This is a genomic window from Photorhabdus kayaii, assembly GCF_025384895.1.
Lineage (GTDB): Bacteria > Pseudomonadota > Gammaproteobacteria > Enterobacterales > Enterobacteriaceae > Photorhabdus > Photorhabdus kayaii.
Genome location: NZ_JAJAFZ010000072.1, coordinates 1 through 21,374 on the forward strand (window position 1 = coordinate 1; position 21,374 = coordinate 21,374).

18 protein-coding genes and 1 pseudogene are annotated in these 21,374 nt (G+C 41.7%); 18 read left to right on the plus strand and 1 reads right to left on the minus strand.

The window, feature by feature from the left end; genetic code table 11:
* From LGZ98_RS19820 to lhgO, 9 genes are all read left to right on the plus strand, one after another.
* A partial coding sequence (locus LGZ98_RS19820) for an aspartate aminotransferase family protein (protein WP_262978453.1) occupies positions 1-1,156 on the plus strand: 1,156 nt, incomplete at its 5' end.
* The gene (locus LGZ98_RS19825) at positions 1,146-1,643 is read left to right on the plus strand and encodes a GNAT family N-acetyltransferase (RefSeq protein ID WP_113044334.1); all 498 of its coding nucleotides are present in this window, start codon (positions 1,146-1,148) and stop codon (positions 1,641-1,643) included. The genes LGZ98_RS19820 and LGZ98_RS19825, both read left to right, overlap by 11 nt.
* 11 nt (positions 1,644-1,654) lie before the next feature.
* On the plus strand, positions 1,655-2,137 hold the full coding sequence (locus tag LGZ98_RS19830) for an adenylyltransferase/cytidyltransferase family protein (protein ID WP_113044333.1): 483 nt from the start codon (positions 1,655-1,657) through the stop codon (positions 2,135-2,137).
* 25 nt (positions 2,138-2,162) lie between these two features.
* Positions 2,163-2,828 (plus strand): HAD hydrolase-like protein, encoded by a 666-nt coding sequence (locus LGZ98_RS19835; protein WP_113044332.1) that lies wholly within the window; start codon positions 2,163-2,165, stop codon positions 2,826-2,828.
* Between the two features lie 9 nt (positions 2,829-2,837).
* Positions 2,838-3,881, plus strand: coding sequence for an NAD-dependent epimerase/dehydratase family protein (locus LGZ98_RS19840; RefSeq protein WP_113044331.1), 1,044 nt, complete (start codon positions 2,838-2,840; stop codon positions 3,879-3,881).
* Complete coding sequence (locus LGZ98_RS19845) at positions 3,881-6,148, plus strand: glycosyl hydrolase family 65 domain-containing protein (protein ID WP_205068585.1); 2,268 nt, start codon at positions 3,881-3,883, stop codon at positions 6,146-6,148. The genes LGZ98_RS19840 and LGZ98_RS19845 overlap by 1 nt, the downstream gene beginning before the upstream one ends.
* On the plus strand, positions 6,132-7,346 hold the full coding sequence (locus LGZ98_RS19850; protein ID WP_262978454.1) for an MFS transporter: 1,215 nt from the start codon (positions 6,132-6,134) through the stop codon (positions 7,344-7,346). Before LGZ98_RS19845 ends, LGZ98_RS19850 begins: the two co-directional genes overlap by 17 nt.
* A gap of 11 nt (positions 7,347-7,357) precedes the next feature.
* Positions 7,358-8,458 carry a DegT/DnrJ/EryC1/StrS family aminotransferase gene (locus tag LGZ98_RS19855; protein WP_113044329.1) on the plus strand — a complete coding sequence of 367 codons (1,101 nt, stop codon included), beginning with the start codon at positions 7,358-7,360 and terminating at the stop codon, positions 8,456-8,458.
* 268 nt (positions 8,459-8,726) lie between these two features.
* On the plus strand, positions 8,727-9,917 hold the full coding sequence (gene lhgO, locus LGZ98_RS19860) for an L-2-hydroxyglutarate dehydrogenase (RefSeq protein WP_113044328.1): 1,191 nt from the start codon (positions 8,727-8,729) through the stop codon (positions 9,915-9,917).
* A 264-nt stretch (positions 9,918-10,181) separates the two neighbouring features.
* Here lhgO and LGZ98_RS19865 read toward each other — a convergent pair.
* Positions 10,182-10,745: pseudogene (locus LGZ98_RS19865) on the minus strand (helicase-related protein); the annotation flags it as partial.
* A 353-nt stretch (positions 10,746-11,098) separates the two neighbouring features.
* Here LGZ98_RS19865 and LGZ98_RS19870 point away from each other — a divergent pair.
* The 9 genes from LGZ98_RS19870 (at position 11,099) to crtB (ending at position 21,315) form a co-directional block, all read left to right on the plus strand.
* Positions 11,099-12,208 (plus strand): S-(hydroxymethyl)glutathione dehydrogenase/class III alcohol dehydrogenase, encoded by a 1,110-nt coding sequence (locus LGZ98_RS19870; protein WP_113043568.1) that lies wholly within the window; start codon positions 11,099-11,101, stop codon positions 12,206-12,208.
* A 127-nt stretch (positions 12,209-12,335) separates the two neighbouring features.
* Complete coding sequence (gene fghA, locus LGZ98_RS19875; protein ID WP_228902560.1) at positions 12,336-13,184, plus strand: S-formylglutathione hydrolase; 849 nt, start codon at positions 12,336-12,338, stop codon at positions 13,182-13,184.
* 890 nt (positions 13,185-14,074) lie between these two features.
* Positions 14,075-14,404 carry a hypothetical protein gene (locus LGZ98_RS19880; RefSeq protein ID WP_113043566.1) on the plus strand — a complete coding sequence of 110 codons (330 nt, stop codon included), beginning with the start codon at positions 14,075-14,077 and terminating at the stop codon, positions 14,402-14,404.
* 351 nt (positions 14,405-14,755) lie between these two features.
* Positions 14,756-16,189: a carotenoid oxygenase family protein gene (locus LGZ98_RS19885; RefSeq protein WP_262978455.1), complete on the plus strand. Its 1,434-nt coding sequence runs from the start codon at positions 14,756-14,758 to the stop codon at positions 16,187-16,189.
* A 114-nt stretch (positions 16,190-16,303) separates the two neighbouring features.
* Complete coding sequence (locus tag LGZ98_RS19890) at positions 16,304-17,206, plus strand: polyprenyl synthetase family protein (protein ID WP_113043564.1); 903 nt, start codon at positions 16,304-16,306, stop codon at positions 17,204-17,206.
* A gap of 21 nt (positions 17,207-17,227) precedes the next feature.
* A complete protein-coding gene (locus LGZ98_RS19895; RefSeq protein WP_113043563.1) occupies positions 17,228-17,629 on the plus strand; it encodes a beta/alpha barrel domain-containing protein in 402 nt (133 codons plus the stop codon).
* A gap of 113 nt (positions 17,630-17,742) precedes the next feature.
* Positions 17,743-18,918, plus strand: coding sequence for a lycopene beta-cyclase CrtY (crtY, locus tag LGZ98_RS19900; protein WP_113043562.1), 1,176 nt, complete (start codon positions 17,743-17,745; stop codon positions 18,916-18,918).
* On the plus strand, positions 18,911-20,392 hold the full coding sequence (locus LGZ98_RS19905; RefSeq protein WP_113043561.1) for a phytoene desaturase: 1,482 nt from the start codon (positions 18,911-18,913) through the stop codon (positions 20,390-20,392). Before crtY ends, LGZ98_RS19905 begins: the two co-directional genes overlap by 8 nt.
* The gene (gene crtB / locus LGZ98_RS19910) at positions 20,389-21,315 is read left to right on the plus strand and encodes a 15-cis-phytoene synthase CrtB (RefSeq protein WP_262978456.1); all 927 of its coding nucleotides are present in this window, start codon (positions 20,389-20,391) and stop codon (positions 21,313-21,315) included. The genes LGZ98_RS19905 and crtB overlap by 4 nt, the downstream gene beginning before the upstream one ends.
* Positions 21,316-21,374: the final 59 nt, after the last annotated feature.

Here is a 21,374-nt window from a genome sequence, read left to right on the forward strand (position 1 = left end):
TTTTCTTGGTCATGATAGCTCTGTTATACGAAAGGCCATTACTCATGCACTATCACGTGGTTTTCTTCAACAATATGAAACTGAAGAACATCAATTGTTGAGTGAACGCTTCTGCTCTACGGTACCGTGCGCAGAAAAATTACGTCTTGTAAATTCAGGGCTAGAAGCCACTATGTATGCGACTCGAATAGCTCGAGCCGCAACAGGTAAACGCATTATTTTTAAATTTGAAGGCCACTTTCATGGCTTAAATGACACTCTTACATGGAATATAGATTCCTCTCCACGAAGTGGTGTTGTTTTTGCAAATGGTGAGCTAGAACGTCTTGAAGGTACTACCGGTATTCCTGCCGAATTAGGTCAATTAACTGTGCCATTGCCATGGAATGACCTAAATGCAGTGCAGAAAGCATTTGAAACATATTCTGGTGATGTGGCTGGCATTATTCTAGAACCAGTGGCTCTGAATATCGGTTGTATCAAACCTGATGAGGGATTTCTGCAAAACCTGCGTGCACTTGCGACAAAGCATAAAGCATTACTTATCTTTGACGAAGTGTTAACAGGATTTAGGGCAAATATTGGTGGTGCTCAAAAAGATTATGATGTCATTCCGGATATAGCGACTTATGGTAAGGCATTTGGTGCTGGAATGCCGATAGCTGGAATTGCTGGTAAAGCTGAATATATGGATATGATCGCTCCGCGTGGGCCTGTACAGATAAGTGGCACAAATACGGGAAGATATCTATCGGTTTCGGCAGCTTTGACAGTTATCGAGCACTTAGAAGATGGAATCCTCTATCAACATGTTGCAAATTTAGAAAGCCAACTCATAAAAAATATGAAAGAAATTTTTAAGCAACACAATATTCCCTGTCATATTGATGGCTATGGAGGAAGAGTTGGTGTTCATATCGGGTCTTTAGTACGCCCAAAGACAATGAAAGATATAGAAAATACCTACCCTGTGAAATTCGCACATAAATTATTCCGCTTGTTGTCAACAGAATATAAGTTATACGGATTTCTATTACCTCTAACATATTGCCCAGAACCCGTGACGTTATCTGCTTTGCATACTGCCGAAATGATCGATAGCGCATGTGATCGGTTGGATTCTGCTCTGACTAGGCTGGAATACCATGACAATTAAAAGCACGCGCACAATTCTTATTCGACGTTTTAACATCTCTGATATGGAAGCGGTTCTTAAACTCATAGCACAAATTGGTTCAGAGGATGACCTAACCCAATCTGCGAGTATTCAATTCATACGTGAATTGGAAAACCCGCATCAAGAGGAGATTCGGTTTGTTGCAACTGAAGGTGAGGCGGTTATCGGAACAATGGGGTGTAGTTTGGGAGCAATACCATCAAAGTATGTTCTTTGGGCTGATTGGTTGGTTGTTGATCAAAATTATCGTCGATACGGTGTTGCTTCGTTGCTCTATAGCGAAATTGAGGCATTCGCATTAAGTCTTAGGAAAAAATACCTTTGTCTAGATATTGGTAACATTGACAAAGAACGTGCTGCATATCTCTTTCATCTTCGTAATGGATTCCAAATAGTCGGGCAAATACCAGATTATTGGGGGAAATCTGAACATCTAAACATAATGGCAAAATATCTTATTTCATAGGAGGCATTGACATGACCGTTTTGAACAGCGTCACCGAGTTAAAAGCTCTTGCTGAAAGCTACCAAAAAGATGGCCTGACAATTGGATTGTGTCACGGATGCTTTGATATCGTCCATATTGGTCACATACACCATTTACGACAAGCCAATTTACTGGTTGATCGTCTTTTCGTGTCAATTACCGCTGATAAGTATGTCAACAAAGGTTCTGAGCGTCCCATTTTTTCTGATTATCATCGTGCCAAATTTATGGCATCGATTCGCTACTGCCATCATGTAATAGTGAGTGATTCACCTACCGCCGAACATATCCTCTCCGCTCTTCGTCCTCATGTGTTTTTTAAAGGTGCGGATTACGGCACTAGTACGGATTTAAGACTGAATGCAGAACGAATATTTGTTGAAAGCAATGGAGGGCGTATAGCTTTCACTGATGACAAGGTAATGGATTCAACTTCTCGGATCGCAAACATAATTATGGGCAAGAGTATGTAAAACTCTTAAAAATAGTGGAGCAAAAATGCAAACACTTCTATTGATTGATCTTGATGGGACACTCATTGATACTCCGCATTACGAAGCCTGGCGTAACGCTGCTCATCAGTTCGGGCTGACGGAGCTTACTCATGAAGAATATCTTGCCAATATCGCAGGACGACCTCGATTAGAAGGTGCTTCACGCCTTTTGGATTTAAAAAAGGCTGGATTGCTTTCGGGCCTGGATAGATTAAACAACGGCAACATAAGTATGCTTGCGGAAATCAAACAGGCTGAATTTCTTAGGCTTTCTGTATACGCCCGACTTTTCGATGACGCAGTACGACTTTTAAAGCGAGTAGAATTGTCGTCTCAAGAGGTTAAATTTTATACAGCCTCACAAAATGCATCTTCCCTATTTGACGATATGCTACGTAAGGAAAGCATAATACTCAATCAACAAAGCATAGTAAGGCAAAAACAAGATCAGACTCGAGAGGAGTTGTTTTTGTCTCTCATTGAAGAACGTACCCCAAAAGAGGTCACGCTTATTGATGATTCTCCACATTCTATTGACGTAGCCTGTAATCTTGGAATCCAAGCTTATCAGATACATCGCAATGAACTCCTTCCCATGGCTACCGACCAACGCGCTTTTATTATTCCATCCCTTAATGACATCTCTATTCCGATTGTCGAAATAATATAAGGAAATGATATGCAAGCTAAATATGAAACAATTCTTGTAACTGGTGGAGCAGGATATATAGGTTCGCGACTGGTACCTAAAATATTGTCTGCAGGCTATAAAGTTAGAGTATTGGATGCCCAATTCTTTCCTAACGGACTTAGTTTCTTTCTTGATCATCCCCATCTGGAATTAGTTAAGGGGGATATTCGTGATAAAACTATTGTTGAAGATTCATTACGGGGAGTAACAACAGTAGTACACCTTGCTGCGGTAGCCAATGACCCTAGTTTTAACTCAGATCCGGAAGTCAGTCGATCTATAAATATCGCTTGTCTTCCTTATCTCATGATAAGTGCCAAGAATCTGGGGTGTCGGCGTTTTATCTACGCATCATCAGCGAGTGTTTACGGTATAAATGATCAACCTATCGTCGACGAAAGTCAGCCTTGTGTTCCTATCACGGACTATAACCGATATAAATCAGAAGGCGAGGAGGTTCTTTTCGGTCTAACAAGCCCAAATTTTGAAACCATTGCAGTGAGGGCAGCAACAGTTTGCGGTTGGTCTCCCAGACAACGTTTAGATTTGACTGTAAATATTCTGACTGCTAGTGCACTTTCACAAGGAAAAATTACCGTTTTTGGTGGGAATCAATACCGGCCTAATGTCCATATTTGCGATTTAACTCGCCTGTATGCAACACTTGTTCAACGTAATTCTCTTGGTTCAGTCAGTGGGAGTGCCATTAACGTCGGTTATGAAAACCATACTGTGAGCGATATAGCATTGCAGGTGAAAGATGTTGTTGATCGCTATTTCAATACCAATGTACCTATTGCTACAACAGCTTCTAATGACACAAGATCTTACCGATTAGACTCTCGTTTAGTACAAAATGAACTGGATTTTCAATTTGTTTATACAATTCGGGATGCTGTTTTGGAAATATGTGAGAAATGGCAATCGGGTTGGTTTATTAATAGCACAAATGTTCTTACAGATCCTTGCTACCATAATATGCTGAATATGAAATACACAGATTGGTCTTTCAATGTATCAAGGAGTCTTTGATGCTGACCATCACTTATGGAAGAAAAGAAGAAAATATATCTGAAGTCGGCCCTGATTCGTCAGCATTTATTTCATGTGTGACAACATTAGCTAATAGTTTTATGGGACTGCGACCACACGTACCAAAAGCATCTGAACGAGCTCAGCGGGTTCAGCTACTTATGGACAAGGTATATACATCAGGTGTTGGGGTTTCACGTGAAATAGTATCACTGCCAGCACCAAAAATTCTCCGGCTTTATGATGTCGAAACTGGTGAACCAGTAATTCACAAAAATGGTCGAGCCGCGAAAATTATTTTATCTCTCGATACAGCATTTGTTACCAGCACTGAATATTTGTGCGTAAGAGGAGGAGAATTCGAGTTAATCATAAGGCAGTTTATTGATATTCCCAATAAGCTTGAAGTCTCAACTGTTATTGAATTACGTCAATTAAATACTGAAATTGGTCTACGGAGATTACGGTTGGATTACGGGCTTGATATTTCTGCTGGTAACGAATACCTCGGCACGGCTCCTTGGCTAGTTGCTCGTCATTATGATATTAATCAATGTTATTCCAATAAAGATGGTTTTAGCGCGATAATCACAACTAAAGAACAAAAATTGCACTATGATGTTCAATTATTCTCTGCCAGATACGCAAACACATGGTCATGTTTAGGACAGAGTTGTGCAACATCCGTAACCTTCGACTTTTCCCAGAATGAACATCATTCTATATTTATACATTGGAAGGTACGTTCAGAGGATTGCAGTGTAGGACTTGAGATATCCCCAGTGCCATTTAACTTCATCTCCTCCCAGAATGAGCATCGAGCAAGGTGGAATAAATTATGGGAAGAGCATGATGTGACAATCAATGCGTCCGATAAACCCATTGAACTCGGTATTAAATATGCACTTTTCCAACTTTTACAGCATGGTATTGGTGCATATAACCATGAGTCGGGTTTTATTTCACCAGCTCGGGGGTTGACTAGCCCTTATCATTCAGGAGCGACTTTTTTTGATACTGAACTCCATAAATGTATATTTTGGGCTTGGAATGACCCACGTGTAGCAAAAGCATTCATTGACTACCGATACCATAGTATGGAAAAAGCGATTGAATTTGCAAAAGCCACAGGATTTTTTGGGGCGCGTTTTCCAGAGGCTTCTAATGATCATGGCGCTGAAAACGGACCTCACTATGTCCTTTCCTATCCTGATGCTGATATCGTGCGTGAGTGGAGTGTCGATGAAGTATTACACATTTCTGCTGATGTCTGCTACTCCCTATACAGATACTGGTCTGTAACCTACGATGATGCTTATATGAACACTCGTGGTTATAAAATAGTTGCAGAATGTGCAAGATTTGCTGCATCTGTATTTAAATGGTCCGATAAAAAACAGGCATATGTTATTAACTCAGTAATGGGACCTGATGAATATCATTATCATGTAGACAATAGTTTTTTTACAAACTATCTTTTCAGATGGTGCATAAAATTTGCACTTTCGCTAATTAGCTACAAATGCTTCCCCGAGATTTCTGCAAACGAGATTAAGAATTGGAAAACAATTAGTGAAAATGTCTATCTTCCTTGGATGGTTATTGATGGCGTTTCCATTCCGGAAGAATTCGATGGGTATGCAATTCTTCAAGATACTGAGTTAAGAAACGAAAAAAAACATGGGCCGCAGTTCATAAATGAACATGAACGGTATTCTGCCGAAAAGCTGCAAAATTTCACATCCAAAATCATAAAACAGGCTGATGTTGTTCTGCTTATGTCTTTATTCCCCGATGATTTCTCTGATGAAGTCAAGCGAGTAGCATTCAACTTCTATGAGCCCCGTACTGTTCATGAATCATCACTCAGTTATGGCCCTCATGCCGTGCTTGCTGCGGATATAGGTAAGATAGATGTCTGTGCCGATTTTATATCACGCGCAAGTCGATATAATCTGGATTTCACCCCTATATTAAATTACAACAATGGATTACATCTTTCAGCTTACGCAGGTGCATGGCAAGGGCTTGTTGAAGGCTTAGCCGGGCTACGTGTCGCAGAGAAAAGACTTTATTTTCGCCCCCGGTTACCATCCGACTGGGATTCCTATCGGTTCATGCTTTATTTTTGTGGGCAACGACTTATGGTCAGTGTACTTGCAGATGGCATCATTGACATCTACTGTGGAGGGAAGAAACTCGCTACCGAATGTTGTCCAGATGGACGTATCTATATCTGCGGAGAAACAAATGACTTCATTCGCTGAACGAGTATCGCCTTATTCCGAGGCATTACGCTCCTCATCATTCCGGAAATTGCTTATTGGTCAAGGCTTGTCAATGATTGGTGATGCAGTCTGTTTAGCTGCCCTTCCTGTTGCGTTGATTCATGCCAAACTTAGTGGGGAGGTTTTTGGTGTCGTCATGGCTGCGGTGGGATTAGGGACAGTCATTGGGGCTGTCGCTGGAGGTCTGCTAGCAGACAGAAAGTCACCAAAACACATTCTCATTGCGACAGATACTGCCAGGGGGTTGGCGCAAGTTGCTGCAACTATGTTACTTGTGTTAAACGCCCCGTGGTGGGGATTAGTACTTGCCTATTTAATATTTGGTATTGGCATTGGTGTCTCTCGCCCATGTGCTCAAGTTCTGCTTGTAAACTTGCTACCCAAGCAAGCCTTAGTGGCAGGAAATGGAGCCATGAATTTTGTAGATAACTTTGTGGCAGTAGTTTTTCCTGCCACAGTAGGAGTTATGATCATATTGTGGGAACCAGCATGGGGAATACTGGTTGATGGCATTACGTTTTTCGCAGCAGCTCTTTTTACTGCCCTGATACCCGATATAGGGATTCGTGGTTCCGATGATAAATTCTCTATACGTGAGGTATTGAACGGTATCACAGTCATTACTGGTAACTCTGTATTGTTACTCGGATTTATCGCGACATTGATCCTGAATGTGTTGTGTTTCCCTATTTTCTTAGTCATTGCTCCATACGCAATCAGTGATCGATTCAGTGATACAATGTGGGGGTTTTGTCTGGCAGCTTCGGGAGCTGGTGCATGTATTGGATCTGTTATCACAGTACTTACTGCTGGTCACCAACGTCTAATAAGACTTGCCGTGATCTGTGGTTTATTTCTCTGTAGCGCAATGCTTTTATTGGGCATGGGGGGCTTCTCTTGGATGGTCATTCTGTGGGCAATGTTTGTTGGGATTGTTGAAGCATCCTGGCTCACTGGTTGGACTACTGCTATGCAAACCCTCTCTCCGGAAAAAGACCTTGGAAAAGTTGTAGCGGTAGATACTTTTGTTACCAGTGGTGCACACCCATTCATTTATCTTGGAGCAGGAATTATCGGTGCGGCAGTGGGATATTCTGAAACACTAACATTGACTGCAATCGTCAGTGCTATTGGAATCACTGCCATCGCACTTTCTGCTATCACTCGAAAAATTTAAAAGGCAATAGCATGATTAAATGTAACAATATTCAAGAGCAGGCTATCGATTTGTCCGAACTAATTTTCAAGCAATGGCAAAATGTTTTGACAACCGGTGATTTTGTGCTTGGTGAAGAGGTTTCAAGATTAGAAAAATGGATGTCACAATGTTGTGGAGGAGCACATGCCATCGCACTCAATTCTGGTACAGATGCTTTGCTACTTGCATTGCAAGCTTTAGGTATAGGTTCGGGTGATGAAGTTATTACTTGTGCTAATACGTTTATAGCAACAGTTGGGGCAATAGTTGCTGTTGGCGCTAAACCAATCCTAGCTGATATTGGAGAGGATGAACTCATTAATGTTGACACCATTGCTCCTCTGATTACTGAACGAACAAAGGCTGTTATACCCGTTTATTTGCGCGGACGCCCCGTAGATATTGCTCCGATTGTCACGCTGTGCCATATGAGGGGAGTATATGTTATCGAAGATTGTGCTCAAGCCATTGGAACTACTATCAATGACCAGCAAGTCGGTACATTAGGCGATGCTGCGGCTTTTTCGCTACATCCACTGAAAACACTCGGAGGTTTTGGTGATGGTGGGATTCTCATCACTACTAACTCGAAAATAGCTGAGTATGCAAAATTTGCTCGCAATCATGGATTGCAGACACGTAATGAATCTATTTTATTTGGTATAAATTCACGCCTTGATACTTTACAAGCAGCTGCATTAAATATCAAAACTCAGTATTTAAACCAGTGGTTACAACGTCGCAAGGAAATTTCAGCTTTTTATGACAAAGAATTGTTCAATACAAGAACTGGAACAGATTTAGGGGCAGGAAAACCGGGAAACGCTTATTATCATTATGTGGTAAAATCAAAAAACCGAGACAAATTGCAGCAGCACCTAGCTAAACATGGTATTGAAGCCGCTATCCATTATCCAATACCGATTCATCGACAACAAGCATGGCTGCGTAGCCAGCCTCAAATAGCTCTTCCCACTACTGAACGTTTAGCGCAAGAAATTCTCACTATTCCCTGTCATCACCATCTTTCTGACAACGATATTGAGAAGATAGTAATGTTGATAAAGCAATTCGATTTAATTAAGGTTTAATAGAGTCGCACGAATTTACATAAAATTATAATAAACAGAAAACTCCATGAGGTGTGTATCTTTTATCCGCTTATTATTACTGTGTGCCTTTTTCGTGTATTTAAATAGTGTTTGATGGAGTTTAATATCTTTAAAAATGAAAGGTTATGTATACTTAAATATTTATTTAATCTTGATATGAATCATTTTAAATAACATATATGGATACCAACTTTAATTTTTGTCGGTGTCCATATATTATTTAGGAATAAATAAGGAAAAATTAAAAATGTACGACGTTATTATTATTGGAGCGGGATTGGTTGGTCTTGGTGTTGCAAATGCTTTGCAAGAACATAATCCACGATTACATTTATTAATATTAGATAAAGAAAATAGAGTAGCCGCCCATCAAAGTGGACATAATAGCAATGTTGTCCACTCCGGTATTTATTACTCTCCCGGAAGTTTAAAAGCACGTTTAGCAAAAAAAGGAAACCAAACTATATATCACTTTTGTCAGGAGTACGGGTTATATTATGACCGCTGCGGTAAAGTAATAGTGGCAACACATCAAAAAGAGCTTCCTTTTCTGGATAATATCTATCAGAGGGGATTACAAAACGGGATTGAAATTAATCGATTATCACGATCTGATTTAAAAAAGCGCGAGCCTTATGTCAATGGGTTGGAAGCTATTCTGGTTCCGGATGCAGGAATTGTGAATTACCCAGAAATTGCCGGAAAATTAGCTGAGATTATTCAAAATAGGGATGGGAATATTTATTATCAACAGCAGGTGTGTTCAATTCATGAATATACCGACTACGTTGAAATACAAACCTTACATGCGAGTTATAAGGCCAAACAGATTGTGAACTGTGCTGGATTGCATAGCGATAGAATTGCTAAGTTAGCGGGGTATGAAACAAGAATGAAAATTGTGCCATTTCGTGGTGAGTATTACGTTCTGGATAGTAGTAAAAATTATTTGGTCAACCATCTGATATATCCTGTTCCTAATCCTGATTTTCCATTCCTTGGTGTGCATTTCACACGAATGTTCAATGGCAAACGGGATGTTGGTCCGAACGCGGTATTAGCTTTTAAACGAGAGGGATATTGCAAAACTGATTTTTGTCTGCAAGATATGATGGAGATACTCACTTATAAAGGTTTTTGGAAGATTGCTACACGTTATTTCAGTGAAGGTATAGCAGAAATTCGACGTTCGTTTTCGCTCCAATTTTTTACCGAAAATGCCCGTCAGCTTATTCCTGATTTGCAATCAGAGGACATCTCTTTGGGGGCAGCTGGAGTTCGTGCCCAAGCATTGACAATTGATGGAAAATTGGTAGATGATTTTCATTTTGTAGTTGGTCATCGTTCATTACATGTTTGCAATGCACCTTCACCAGCTGCAACGGCATCAATAGAAATTGGACGAGAGATTGTAAGAAGATATTTTCCAACTTTTTGAATATAGTAGAACGGTAAAAGTAATCATCAATCACTCCCAGCCGTCTGTTTTTTTACCTTATACTTTGATTATCACTTTAACAGGGCGATAATCAAAACATAAAGTTGGTAGATTTTGAAAAGTATCACCCGACATTCCTGAATTGGGTGCGGAATGTCGGATTAAAAAAAACATTTGCTCTGAGCCTATTATTTACTCACAGAATAATCTTACTATGCGAAACTGCATATTATAATTAACGGGCCAATCGGCCCGTTTAAAGATTTACGCATTGCTATTGGTTGGCGCTTCTGGTTTTGGATTACCGGAAGGTTTACGGCGTTTACCGATATTTTTGCTATCTCGATGACGTATTTTAGCTTTTTTCTTCGATTCTTCCGCTTTCTTTTTCTCTTTGCGTTTAGCCAATACTTTTTTCGATGGCTTATTGTGGGCTTTGTCACTTGGTGCTTTGGTTGTTGGGCGAAGTTCATCAACAATCCGCGACGTGAGTGGTTCATTCAGATAGCGACTGATTTTGCCTAATAAAGGATGATCATGCGCTTCCACTAAGGTAATTGCAGTACCTTTACCTGCACGAGCTGTCCGGCCAATACGGTGTAGATAAATATCGGCGGTGCGCGGTAAATCAAAATTGAAAACATGGCTGATATCATCAATATCCAATCCACGGGTAGCAATATCTGTTGCAACCAGAACAGTGATACTGCCATCATTCAGGTGCTTAACTGCTTCCGTCCTTTTAGCCTGTACCATTTCCCCTTCAAGGTATCGGGCTTTAATGCCAGCTTGATGCAATTCATCCACAAGTTCATGAACACGTTCACGTTATTTAGTTAAAACTCCCAAGAATCTCATTGCTTAACCGATACTTTGCCAGCCAATAGAGCTATGTTGGATATTATGGAACTCACAATGACTGGTGCAAAGTTTGGTTATTTCTCCGCAACCCGACTTTTCCTGAAAGGACATCTGTAACCATGACAAATCATAGTTTTCCAATTATCGCGAGTCAGCTATTTTAAAAATACGTATTAATGTTAAAATTTTTGTACCATTTCTACAGATGCGAAATCATATTCTTAATAAACTATTACAAAGATATCTTCGCTGACAAGCCGATTGACTTTACTAATCTGTATTCGCAAACGCGTCGCACTGTCTATTCAGAAGGAGAACTTATGAAATCAAGAGCTGCTGTTGCATTCGGACCGGGCCGCCCCCTTGAAATCGTTGAAATCGATGTAGCCCCGCCCCAAGCCGGTGAAGTGCTGGTCAAAATCAGCCATACCGGTGTGTGTCATACGGATGCCTTCACCCTATCAGGGGATGATCCGGAGGGCATTTTTCCTGTCATACTCGGGCATGAAGGCGCCGGCATAGTCGTTGAGGTTGGTGAAGGCGTCACCAGCGTCAAACCCGGTGACCACGTTATCCCTCTTTATACCGCAGAATGCAGAGAGTGCCTGTTCTGCAAATCAGGAAAAACCAACCTGTGTGTGTCCGTGCGGGCAACTCAAGGGAAAGGCGTCATGCCGGACAGCACAACCCGTTTTTCCTATAAAGGGCAGCCTATTTATCATTATATGGGATGCTCCACATTCAGCGAATACACAGTCGTAGCCGAAGTATCACTGGCAAAAATCAACCCGGAAGCAAACCATGAAGAAGTGTGCCTGCTGGGCTGCGGTGTCACTACCGGCATCGGCGCAGTGCATAATACCGCTAAAGTACAGTCTGGTGATTCCGTTGCCGTCTTTGGGCTCGGCGGCATTGGCCTTGCCGTGATCCAAGGCGCTCGTCAGGCAAAAGCTGGCAAGATTATTGCCATCGATACAAATCCAGCAAAATTTGCGCTGGCAAAACAGTTCGGTGCAACCGACTGCCTGAACCCAAATGATTACGACAAACCTATTCAGCAAGTCATTATCGAGATGACGGAATGGGGAGTGGATCATACCTTCGAATGTATTGGTAATGTCAATGTGATGCGTGCCGCGCTCGAAAGCGCACATCGTGGTTGGGGGCAATCAGTGATTATTGGTGTAGCCGGTGCGGGACAGGAAATATCAACCCGTCCATTCCAACTGGTTACTGGTCGTTCGTGGCGAGGCACTGCCTTTGGCGGAGTCAAAGGCCGCAGTCAGTTGCCTAAAATGGTGGAAGAGGCAATGAAAGGTGAAATTGAGTTAAAACCTTTTGTTACTCACACCTTGCCGCTCGAACGCATTAATGAAGCATTCGATCTGATGCATGAGGGAAAATCGATTCGCACAGTCATCCATTACTAAGTCGTTCTGAAGGAGTTAAAAACCATGCTGTAATAGGCGGTTTTTAACAAAACAGGAAACGATAGCCTCAGGTTCACCGTTACATGAGTGAACCTGTATGTTTTACAGATTTACAGAGGGAAAAAGAATGGAGAGGATTGAACGCCACGCTTGTTTTGGGGGATGGCAGGATGTTTATCAGCATGAATCGGCCGTGCTTGGCTGTGCCATGAATTTTGCTGTTTACCTTCCTCCTCAGGCTGAACACCAGAAATTACCGGTGCTGTATTGGCTCTCAGGCTTAACATGTAATGAGCAAAATTTCATTACAAAAGCAGGAGCTCAACGCTACGCTGCCGAACAGGGTATTATCCTCGTCGCCCCAGATACCAGCCCTCGTGGTGAGAAAGTTGCAGATGATGGCGCCTATGATTTGGGTCAGGGAGCCGGTTTTTACCTCAACGCAACACAGGAACCCTGGGCACGGCACTATCGCATGTATGATTATGTGGTGTCAGAGCTACCAGTACTGATCGAAGCACACTTCCCGGTAACAGCCGCTCGGGCCATCAGTGGTCATTCGATGGGAGGCCACGGTGCACTGATGATCGCGCTACGCAATCCAGATCGTTACCACAGCGTGTCGGCCTTTTCACCGATTATTGCTCCTTCTCAAGTTCCTTGGGGAGAAAAAGCTTTTCGCGCTTATCTGGGTGAAGATCGTGACATATGGAAAGCCTATGATACAGTCGAGCTGCTGGCTAATAACGCCGAGCCATTGCATATGTTAATTGACATCGGTACCGATGATCCGTTTCTTGAAGAGCAATTACGTCCTGAGCTGTTGAAGGATGTATGCGAAAGCACTGAGCATCCTTACACATTGAACCTACGCACTGGTTATGATCATAGTTACTATTTTGTCGCCAGTTTTATCGGCGAGCATATCGCATATCATGCCAAGGTATTGAAGGGAATTTGTTGTGATAATCAATAAATTACATACGAATCCATTAATATTTTTACAATAAAGTATGACCAAACCAATATATTGGCGGTTATTTGATCAGATCAATACAAATTCAGACAAAAAGCCCTACGTTAACAAGGTATTAAAGAAATTTTTTACCCTATTTATCTTGGGCAAATTGCAGAGTGGACCGCTGGTTTGAATTAATCTTTCCAGCGGCTCCCCCTACAACAAAGTCACTTGAACAGCCTAAAAGGACAGAAGATATTAGGAAACAGACTTTTCACCGGTGACAAAATGGAAAATAAGATTTGTTATTAATAAACTAAATAATCGCTCACATCAGACATTGAGATACAAAACACCTAATGAATTATTTTTAAATCAAAAAATTATCTTATAGTATTAGATAAGGTCATTTTTATTTATTATACTAATATACAGACTTTAATTAAATATTGATCCAAGAGATAAATTATTATCATAAACCAATTAAATAATCGACTGAGAAAAAATCAGGATGGAAAAACATCCAATGATTTATTAAGGAAACACGAAATGATTTACTCACAGTGTAATTATGTCGCAATTAACATGATAAACCACCAAACGTTATAAATTTAAATTATTACCAATTAAAACAATAAAGATGTTGTTATATAAAAAACATCTCATTGTATTGTAAAGAAAAATATCAACCACATTAAACATCTAACGAAAGGAAATCATTTATGCTTGGTACTTATCAAGATAATCTTTATTTTTTCATAGAATAAATATAATAATTATTTGTTATAGTGGTTTTAATGTGTTATTTATTCCACTCGTTAAGATTTATTTTTTATTTAACACATCTTAGACGACTTATGTATTTGAATAGCTAAATGTTATTAGTTTTTTCTCAAAAGGAGACTGTGATGACATTGCAAGAAATCGGCAAAATGAGCCTTAAAAATTCAGGTGGATTCATTGCCAGAATCCAATTCAGTTATATGGATGGCGATGGTGAAAAGCATTTAAGTAAGCAAGGTAATAATATTACTCTTGGATTAACCGATACTGTTGACCCAGGCGATCTTGGGGTTCCTGATGGATCAACAGTTTTTATGCATGTATTTGTAGTATGGGGAAATGATAATGAAGCCCGTAAAGCTTTTTTATACAAAAAAGGAAGCCAAGTGCTTGCCAGCTACGATATCAGTGGTACGACATTAAGCAGTGATCTTGGCTTGATTGATGTTTCATAAGACATATATACCTTACATTTTTAAACTGTTCCCCTATTTACGGATTGGTGTCCAACATTTGGGGAACAGTTCATGCTTGCACTCTCTCACGTTCCGAGCCTGAGAACACGTTTATCAGGCATTGCTCCTAATATTTCAGTCACCCTTCTACATGTACACCATCACACCAAAAGTGTGTTAGTTAGTGGCAGGGTTCTTTTTTGTGATTTCGGTTATAAAAATCCATTTGAAAAAAAATAGTTCTGTTCATATTCAGCACAGTACTGTTATTTTAGTATTATTGCATCTTCTTGTAGAGCTCCTGTATTAAATCATTACCTATTATTCAGTTGGAAATATAGAGGTGAAGGCTTGAGCGATTTTGTATTCTCGAAAAACCATCTAAATCCCTTTCAATCCCAGTTAGAGGAACTTGATTCAAAATTAGTTCCTATTAAAGGAGAGGTTCCTTCAAAGTTAAAAGGTTCTTTCTTTAGAATTGGTCCCGGTCGCCTGCACAGGGGAGACGAATATTATAATCATCCATTTGATGGGGATGGGATGATATTTAAAGTAACGTTCAGTGATAATGGGGTATTCTATAGAAACAGACATGTGTTAACAAAAGAATACTTAAGAGAAGAAGAAGCTCAAAGGTTACTGTATCGCTCAGTTGGAACCGTCCCCAAAAAACTAAAATTCAGGATGAGATTTTTTATTATTAAAAATCCGGCAAATACAAATATTGTGTATCATTCTCATAAACTTCTGGCGTTGTGGGAAGGAGGAATGCCACATTTAATTAATCCGGTAACTCTTGAGACAATTTCAAAATATGATTTTTCTGGAAAGCTAAGAGCACGATTCTCTTTCCTTCCCAAACTTAACCTTCGTGAAGTACCATTTACAGCACATCCTAAAAAAATACCAGATGATGATAATTTATATGGATTTGGTGTGACATATGGTATTGGTTCTAAGTTGACGCTATACAAAATAGACAATACCGGTGACATGACTGTTATATGCAACATTCCGCTTAAGAAAAGGTACTTAATTCACGACTTCATAGTGACAAAAAATTACTTTTTATTTTTTTTAGGTGGGCCGCATATAAATCTTAAGTTGAGGAACGTAATTGGCAATGAAAGCATACTTGCATCTATGAATTCATGTGAAAATGAAGATGGCAGGGTTCTTTTAGTTTCAAGAGAATTCCATGATGCGAAATTCTATGATGCAGCTCCTGGATTTATTTTTCATTTCACAAATGGCTATGAAGATGCCGATGGAAATGTGATTTTTGATGCCCCATTTTGGCGGTCATTCCCAGTATTTACACAGAATATATTTAAAAATAATAGTTCAGAACTTTGTCGTTTTACTTTATGCACTGCATCCGGGAATGTCGATAAAGAAATTTTATTCAGGGGGAATACTGATTTCCCAGCCATAAACCCTACAGTCTGTGGTAGAAAGCACAGATATGCCTGGTTCGTTTGCTGGGGGGATTCTGAAAGTGAAGAGAGATCAATAACTAAATTTGATTTTTTTGACAAGAGTGTAATAAGCCACAGTTTTGATAATGATTTGCCTGAAGAACCTGTTTTTGTAGCCAAAAAGGGTTCTGTTAAAGAAGATGAGGGTTGGCTTATTTTTAAGGTTTATGTCGAAAAATTGCACTGTACAGATGTCGTGGTTTTAAATGCTGATGATCTCTCAATGGTGTGCAGATTGCGTTTGCCGCACCATATTCCAATGGGAATGCATCACTGCTGGATAAATGAAGTTATGCTGGAAGCCTAAAGCCTAAAGCCTAAAGCCTAAAGCCTAAAGCCTAAAGCCTGTAGTAGTAATATAAACTTATCATTGTTTTTCAAATAGCTTAGTGAAATTATTTACGTGATTCGGGAAATATTTATGAACGTTAGTACTGCACAAGTTATGAATTATGAAGAAACATTACTGGAGTTACAGAGTGCACTACAACAGCACCTAGAATTGGTACTTCCTTCAGGAGCCCCGGATGACAAAGTCTGCGCAGCTATGCGAGAAAGTACACTAGTGTCTGGAAAACGTATCCGCCCCCTCTTATTGTTGCTCATAGTCCTGGATCTTGGAGAAAACCCCTGGAAGACCGACTTTCTACAGCTGGCATCTGCAATTGAAATAGTACATGCAGCCTCATTAATTTTAGACGATCTTCCCTGTATGGATAATGCTGAGCATCGGCGCGGACGCCCAGCTATTCATCGGCAGTATGGTGAAAGTGTAGCGATCCTGGCGGCTGTAGCCTTGCTAAGCCGGGCTTTTGGTCTCATTGTAGAAACAAATCTTTCTGAATACGATAAATCTGCTTCTGTCGCCATACTTTCTCATGCAGTTGGTTTAAACGGTCTTGTCCAGGGACAGTTTCGCGATCTGAACAATACATTATGTACTGGTAATTATCACACCATTGCGGCCACCAACGATTTAAAAACCGGTTTGCTTTTCGACGCAACATTTCAGTTAGCGGCCATTGCTGTGAATGCACCTGATATAACTCGTCAGGCATTACGCCATGTATCACAACATTTGGGGCAGGCATTTCAATTACTGGATGACTTGAGCGATGATCTAAATAATACAGGGAAAGATATGTCTCAGGATAAGGAAAAGTTAACAATGGTTACACTGCTCGGAGAATCTAAAGTGCATGAACATTTACGCAGGCACATCAGATACATTGATAAATATTTGGCGGTAGCGTGTCGCAGAAATTTAGCCTCACGATATTTTATACGATATTGGTTTGATAAAAATATTGCGATGTTTAATTAATTTCAACCTTGGCCCAAAAAAATGAAAAAGATCGATCACACTCAACGTAAAAATGAGCATCTGGATATTATATTCCATTCTCCTCAAACTGAGACCCAGGTAAAAACAGGGTTTGCTGAGTGGCGATTTCAGCATTGTGCTCTGCCAGAATTGGATCTGGACAGAATAGATCTTAAGTGTTCCCTCTTTGGAAAAATTTTGCAGGCACCATTGCTCATAAGCTCGATGACTGGAGGGGTTCATCGTGCTCATGCGATTAATCACCATCTTGCAGAGGCAGCTCAAATATTAGGAATTTCAATGGAGGTCGGGTCGCAACGTGTTGCTCTTGAAAATGAAGCAAACGATGGGCTTAGTCGCTCACTACGTCAGATAGCTCCTGATATTGCTGCTCTGCGTACAGCTGTTCTGCTCCCAACGTGAGTTTTTCCGCTATGATTGCATGTCTTTAATCTCTTTCAACAAACACGAATTTCCGTGATGTATATGACTCTTGATGAGGTGAGTAACTTTGTGATTGCCGGAGGATCAACAAAATGATGTACGACTGGGATCTGATTTTGGTGGGGGGAGGATTGGCTAACGGACTGATCGCGATGCGTCTCCAGCAGTGTAAACCACATCTCCGAGTGTTGATGATTGAAAACACAGAAACAATAGGAGGCAATCACACGTGGTCATTTCATCAACATGATCTTACTGAGGCGGAACATGGGTGGATAGCACCGCTGATCACCTATCGCTGGTCAGGTTATGACGTAATTTTTCCAGCATTTCAGCGCACATTGCCACATTCATATTTCAGTGTTACGTCCCAACACTTTGCAAACATACTCCAAACATATTTGGGCGAGCGTATACAGACTCGTTTATTAGTAAAGGAGCTAACTCCACAGAAGGTTTACTTACAGGACGGTTCGGCTCTAAATGCAGGCGCAGTCATTGATGGGAGAGGCTGGCGACCAGGACCATTTATTGGGAGTGGTACCCAGGCATTTTTTGGTCAGGAATGGGAACTGGAAGAATCGCACTCTTTAACCCGCCCGATTTTAATGGATACCAGTGTGGGACAGAATACAGGTTATCGATTTATCTATGTCCTACCGTTTTCCTCAACTCGTCTGCTGATAGAGGATACTCATTACGTTGATCGGGGAGCGCCGGATAAGACCTTGTCACAGGCAACTATCGCAGAGTACGCGAAGAGGCATGGTTGGAAACTGGGTAAACTAGTTCGAGAAGAGAGCAGTTGTCTCCCGATTACACTTACGGGGGATTTTACCTCTTTCTGGGCACAACTAGCAGGCCAGCCCACCAGTGGGTTACGTGCAGCTTTATTTCACCCCACAACAGGCTACTCTCTGCCACACGCTGTTCGGTTGGCAGATCGTATTGTTGCTCTGCCAGAGCTTACCGATACCTCCTTATTCATTACCCTCAGGAATTACGCACGGCAGCAGTGGCAACACCAACGCTTTTTCCGTCTTCTAAATCGCATGCTCTTCCTCGCTGGGGCTCCACAACAACGTTGGAAAGTGATGCAACGTTTTTATCAACTTTCCCCAGATCTGATTGCACGTTTTTATGCAGAGCAACTTAATTCCATCGATAAGGCCCGGATTCTCATAGGTAAACCGCCGGTGCCGATAAAAGGTGCCCTAAAGGCAATGTTTAAACAACACAAGAAGCTTCAGGGTTTTTATCATGATTAAAGCGCTGGTAATTGGTGCGGGTTTTGGTGGGCTGGCGCTGGCAATAAGGCTCCAGTCTGCGGGAATTCCGACATGTATTTTGGAACAACGGGATAAACCAGGTGGACGCGCTTATGTTTATAAGGAACAGGGGTTCACCTTTGATGCTGGCCCCACCGTAATCACCGCTCCCAATGTCATTGAAGAATTGTTCACACAGGCTGGTAAACGTATGGCTGATTACGTCGATTTACTTCCCGTACGCCCTTTTTATCGGCTCTGCTGGGAGTCGGGCAAGATGTTTGATTATGACAATGATCAGCAACATCTGGAAACACAAATCCATACGTTCAATCCAGGTGATGTTAACGGGTATCGACGCTTTCTGGACTATTCTCGGAAGACCTTTGATGAAGGCTACCTGAAACTTGGAACAGTGCCCTTCCTCTCTTTTCGCGACATGCTGAGTGCGGCTCCACAGTTGATACGTTTACACGCATGGCGTAGTGTTTATCGCCAAGTGTCACACTATATCAAGGATGAGAGTCTGCGCCAGGCATTTTCATTTCACTCGCTACTGATAGGAGGTAACCCCTTTGCTGTATCTTCTATCTATACTTTGATCCACGCACTGGAACGAGAATGGGGAGTCTGGTTTCCGCGTGGAGGAACCAGCGCCTTGGTCGAAGCAATGGTGAAATTGTTTACTGATATTGGTGGAAAAATTGAGCTTAATGCAAAAGTAAAACGCCTCACCACTCATGGTAATCGGGTCACAGGCGTACAATTGACTGATGGACGAAATATGACATGTGACGTTGTGGCCTCAAATGCCGATGTTATTCATACCTATAAACATCTGTTGAGTCAGCATCCGGTCGGAATGGCCCGCGCCCGAACACTGGTGCGTAAACGAATGAGCAACTCACTGTTCGTACTTTATTTCGGTCTGAACCACCACCATGCCCAATTAGCCCATCATACCGTTTGCTTTGGTCCACGCTATAAGGAACTCATCGAAGATATTTTTTATCATGACAGATTGGCGGAGGATTTTTCGCTCTATCTCCACGCCCCCTGTGTTACTGACCCATCCCTTGCTCCCCCGGGGTGCGCAAGTTACTACGTTCTGGCCCCTGTACCACACCTGGGGACAGCTAATCTCAACTGGGATATAGAGGGGCCACGCTTACGCGACCGTATTTTCGCGTATCTGGAAAAGTACTATATGCCCGGTCTGCTCAAGCAGTTAGTCGTTCATCGTATTTTTACCCCATTTGATTTTCGTGACCAGCTAAATGCCCATCTAGGTTCGGCCTTCTCCTTTGAACCATTGCTGACACAAAGCGCCTGGTTCCGACCACACAATCGGGACATCCGTATTGATAATCTGTACCTTGTCGGCGCAGGAACACATCCTGGAGCGGGTATTCCCGGCGTAATTGGATCAGCAAAAGCCACAGCCACATTGATGTTAGAGGATATAGCCAGATGAATCCCGCGCTACTTAAACACGTTACTCAGATAATGGAGCAAGGCTCAAAAAGTTTTGCCAGTGTCACCCGACTTTTCGATACGGCAACACGGCACAACACAATGATGCTGTACGCCTGGTGCCGTTATTGTGATGATATAATAGACGGGCAAGAGCTGGGGAGACAAATAAGCAATGTTGATAAGTATGACGCCCACGAGAAACTTCAAATGCTGCAATACTTGACGAAGCAGGCTTATGACGGCTTACCGATGACCGAACCTGCTTTTTCAGCCTTTCAGATAGTTGCTCTGAGTAATGAAATCCCTCAGCAACAGGCCTTCGAACATCTGGAGGGATTCGCGATGGATGTACGCGGTGACCCTTGCAGAACGTTAGATGATACTCTGAGATATTGCTACCATGTCGCGGGAGTGGTTGGGCTGATGATGGCAAAGGTGATGGGGGTTCGCGAGGCGAGTGTGCTGGATCGGGCCTGCGATCTAGGAATTGCTTTTCAGTTAACTAACATTGCTCGGGATATTATTGAGGATGCGAAGGCCGGGCGTTGCTACCTTCCGCTAGAATGGCTTCACCAAGAAGGGCTAATGCCGGACACACTTATTTATACCGAAAACCATCCTGCGCTAGCTCGGGTGGTATCCCGATTGATTGTGGAAGCGGAGTCTTATTATACCTCTGCTCTGACAGGGCTTGCTGGTTTACCTTTGCGTTCAGCCTGGGTCATCGCTTCTGCTCATGGTATCTATCGTAAAATCGGCATTAAAGTGCAACAAGCAGAAGCACAAGCCTGGAAGTGCAGACAAAAAACTAATCGTAGAGAGAGAGTTACCTTATTAATGGCCGGTGCAATGAAGGCGCTTATATCTCGGGTGGCGATAACAACGCCTCGCGATCCCAAATTGTGGCAGCGACCTCATTAAAAATTAACTCCCTTTGTTGTGTAGTACCCTGCATTTCGTCACCTAAACAGAGATGTTAA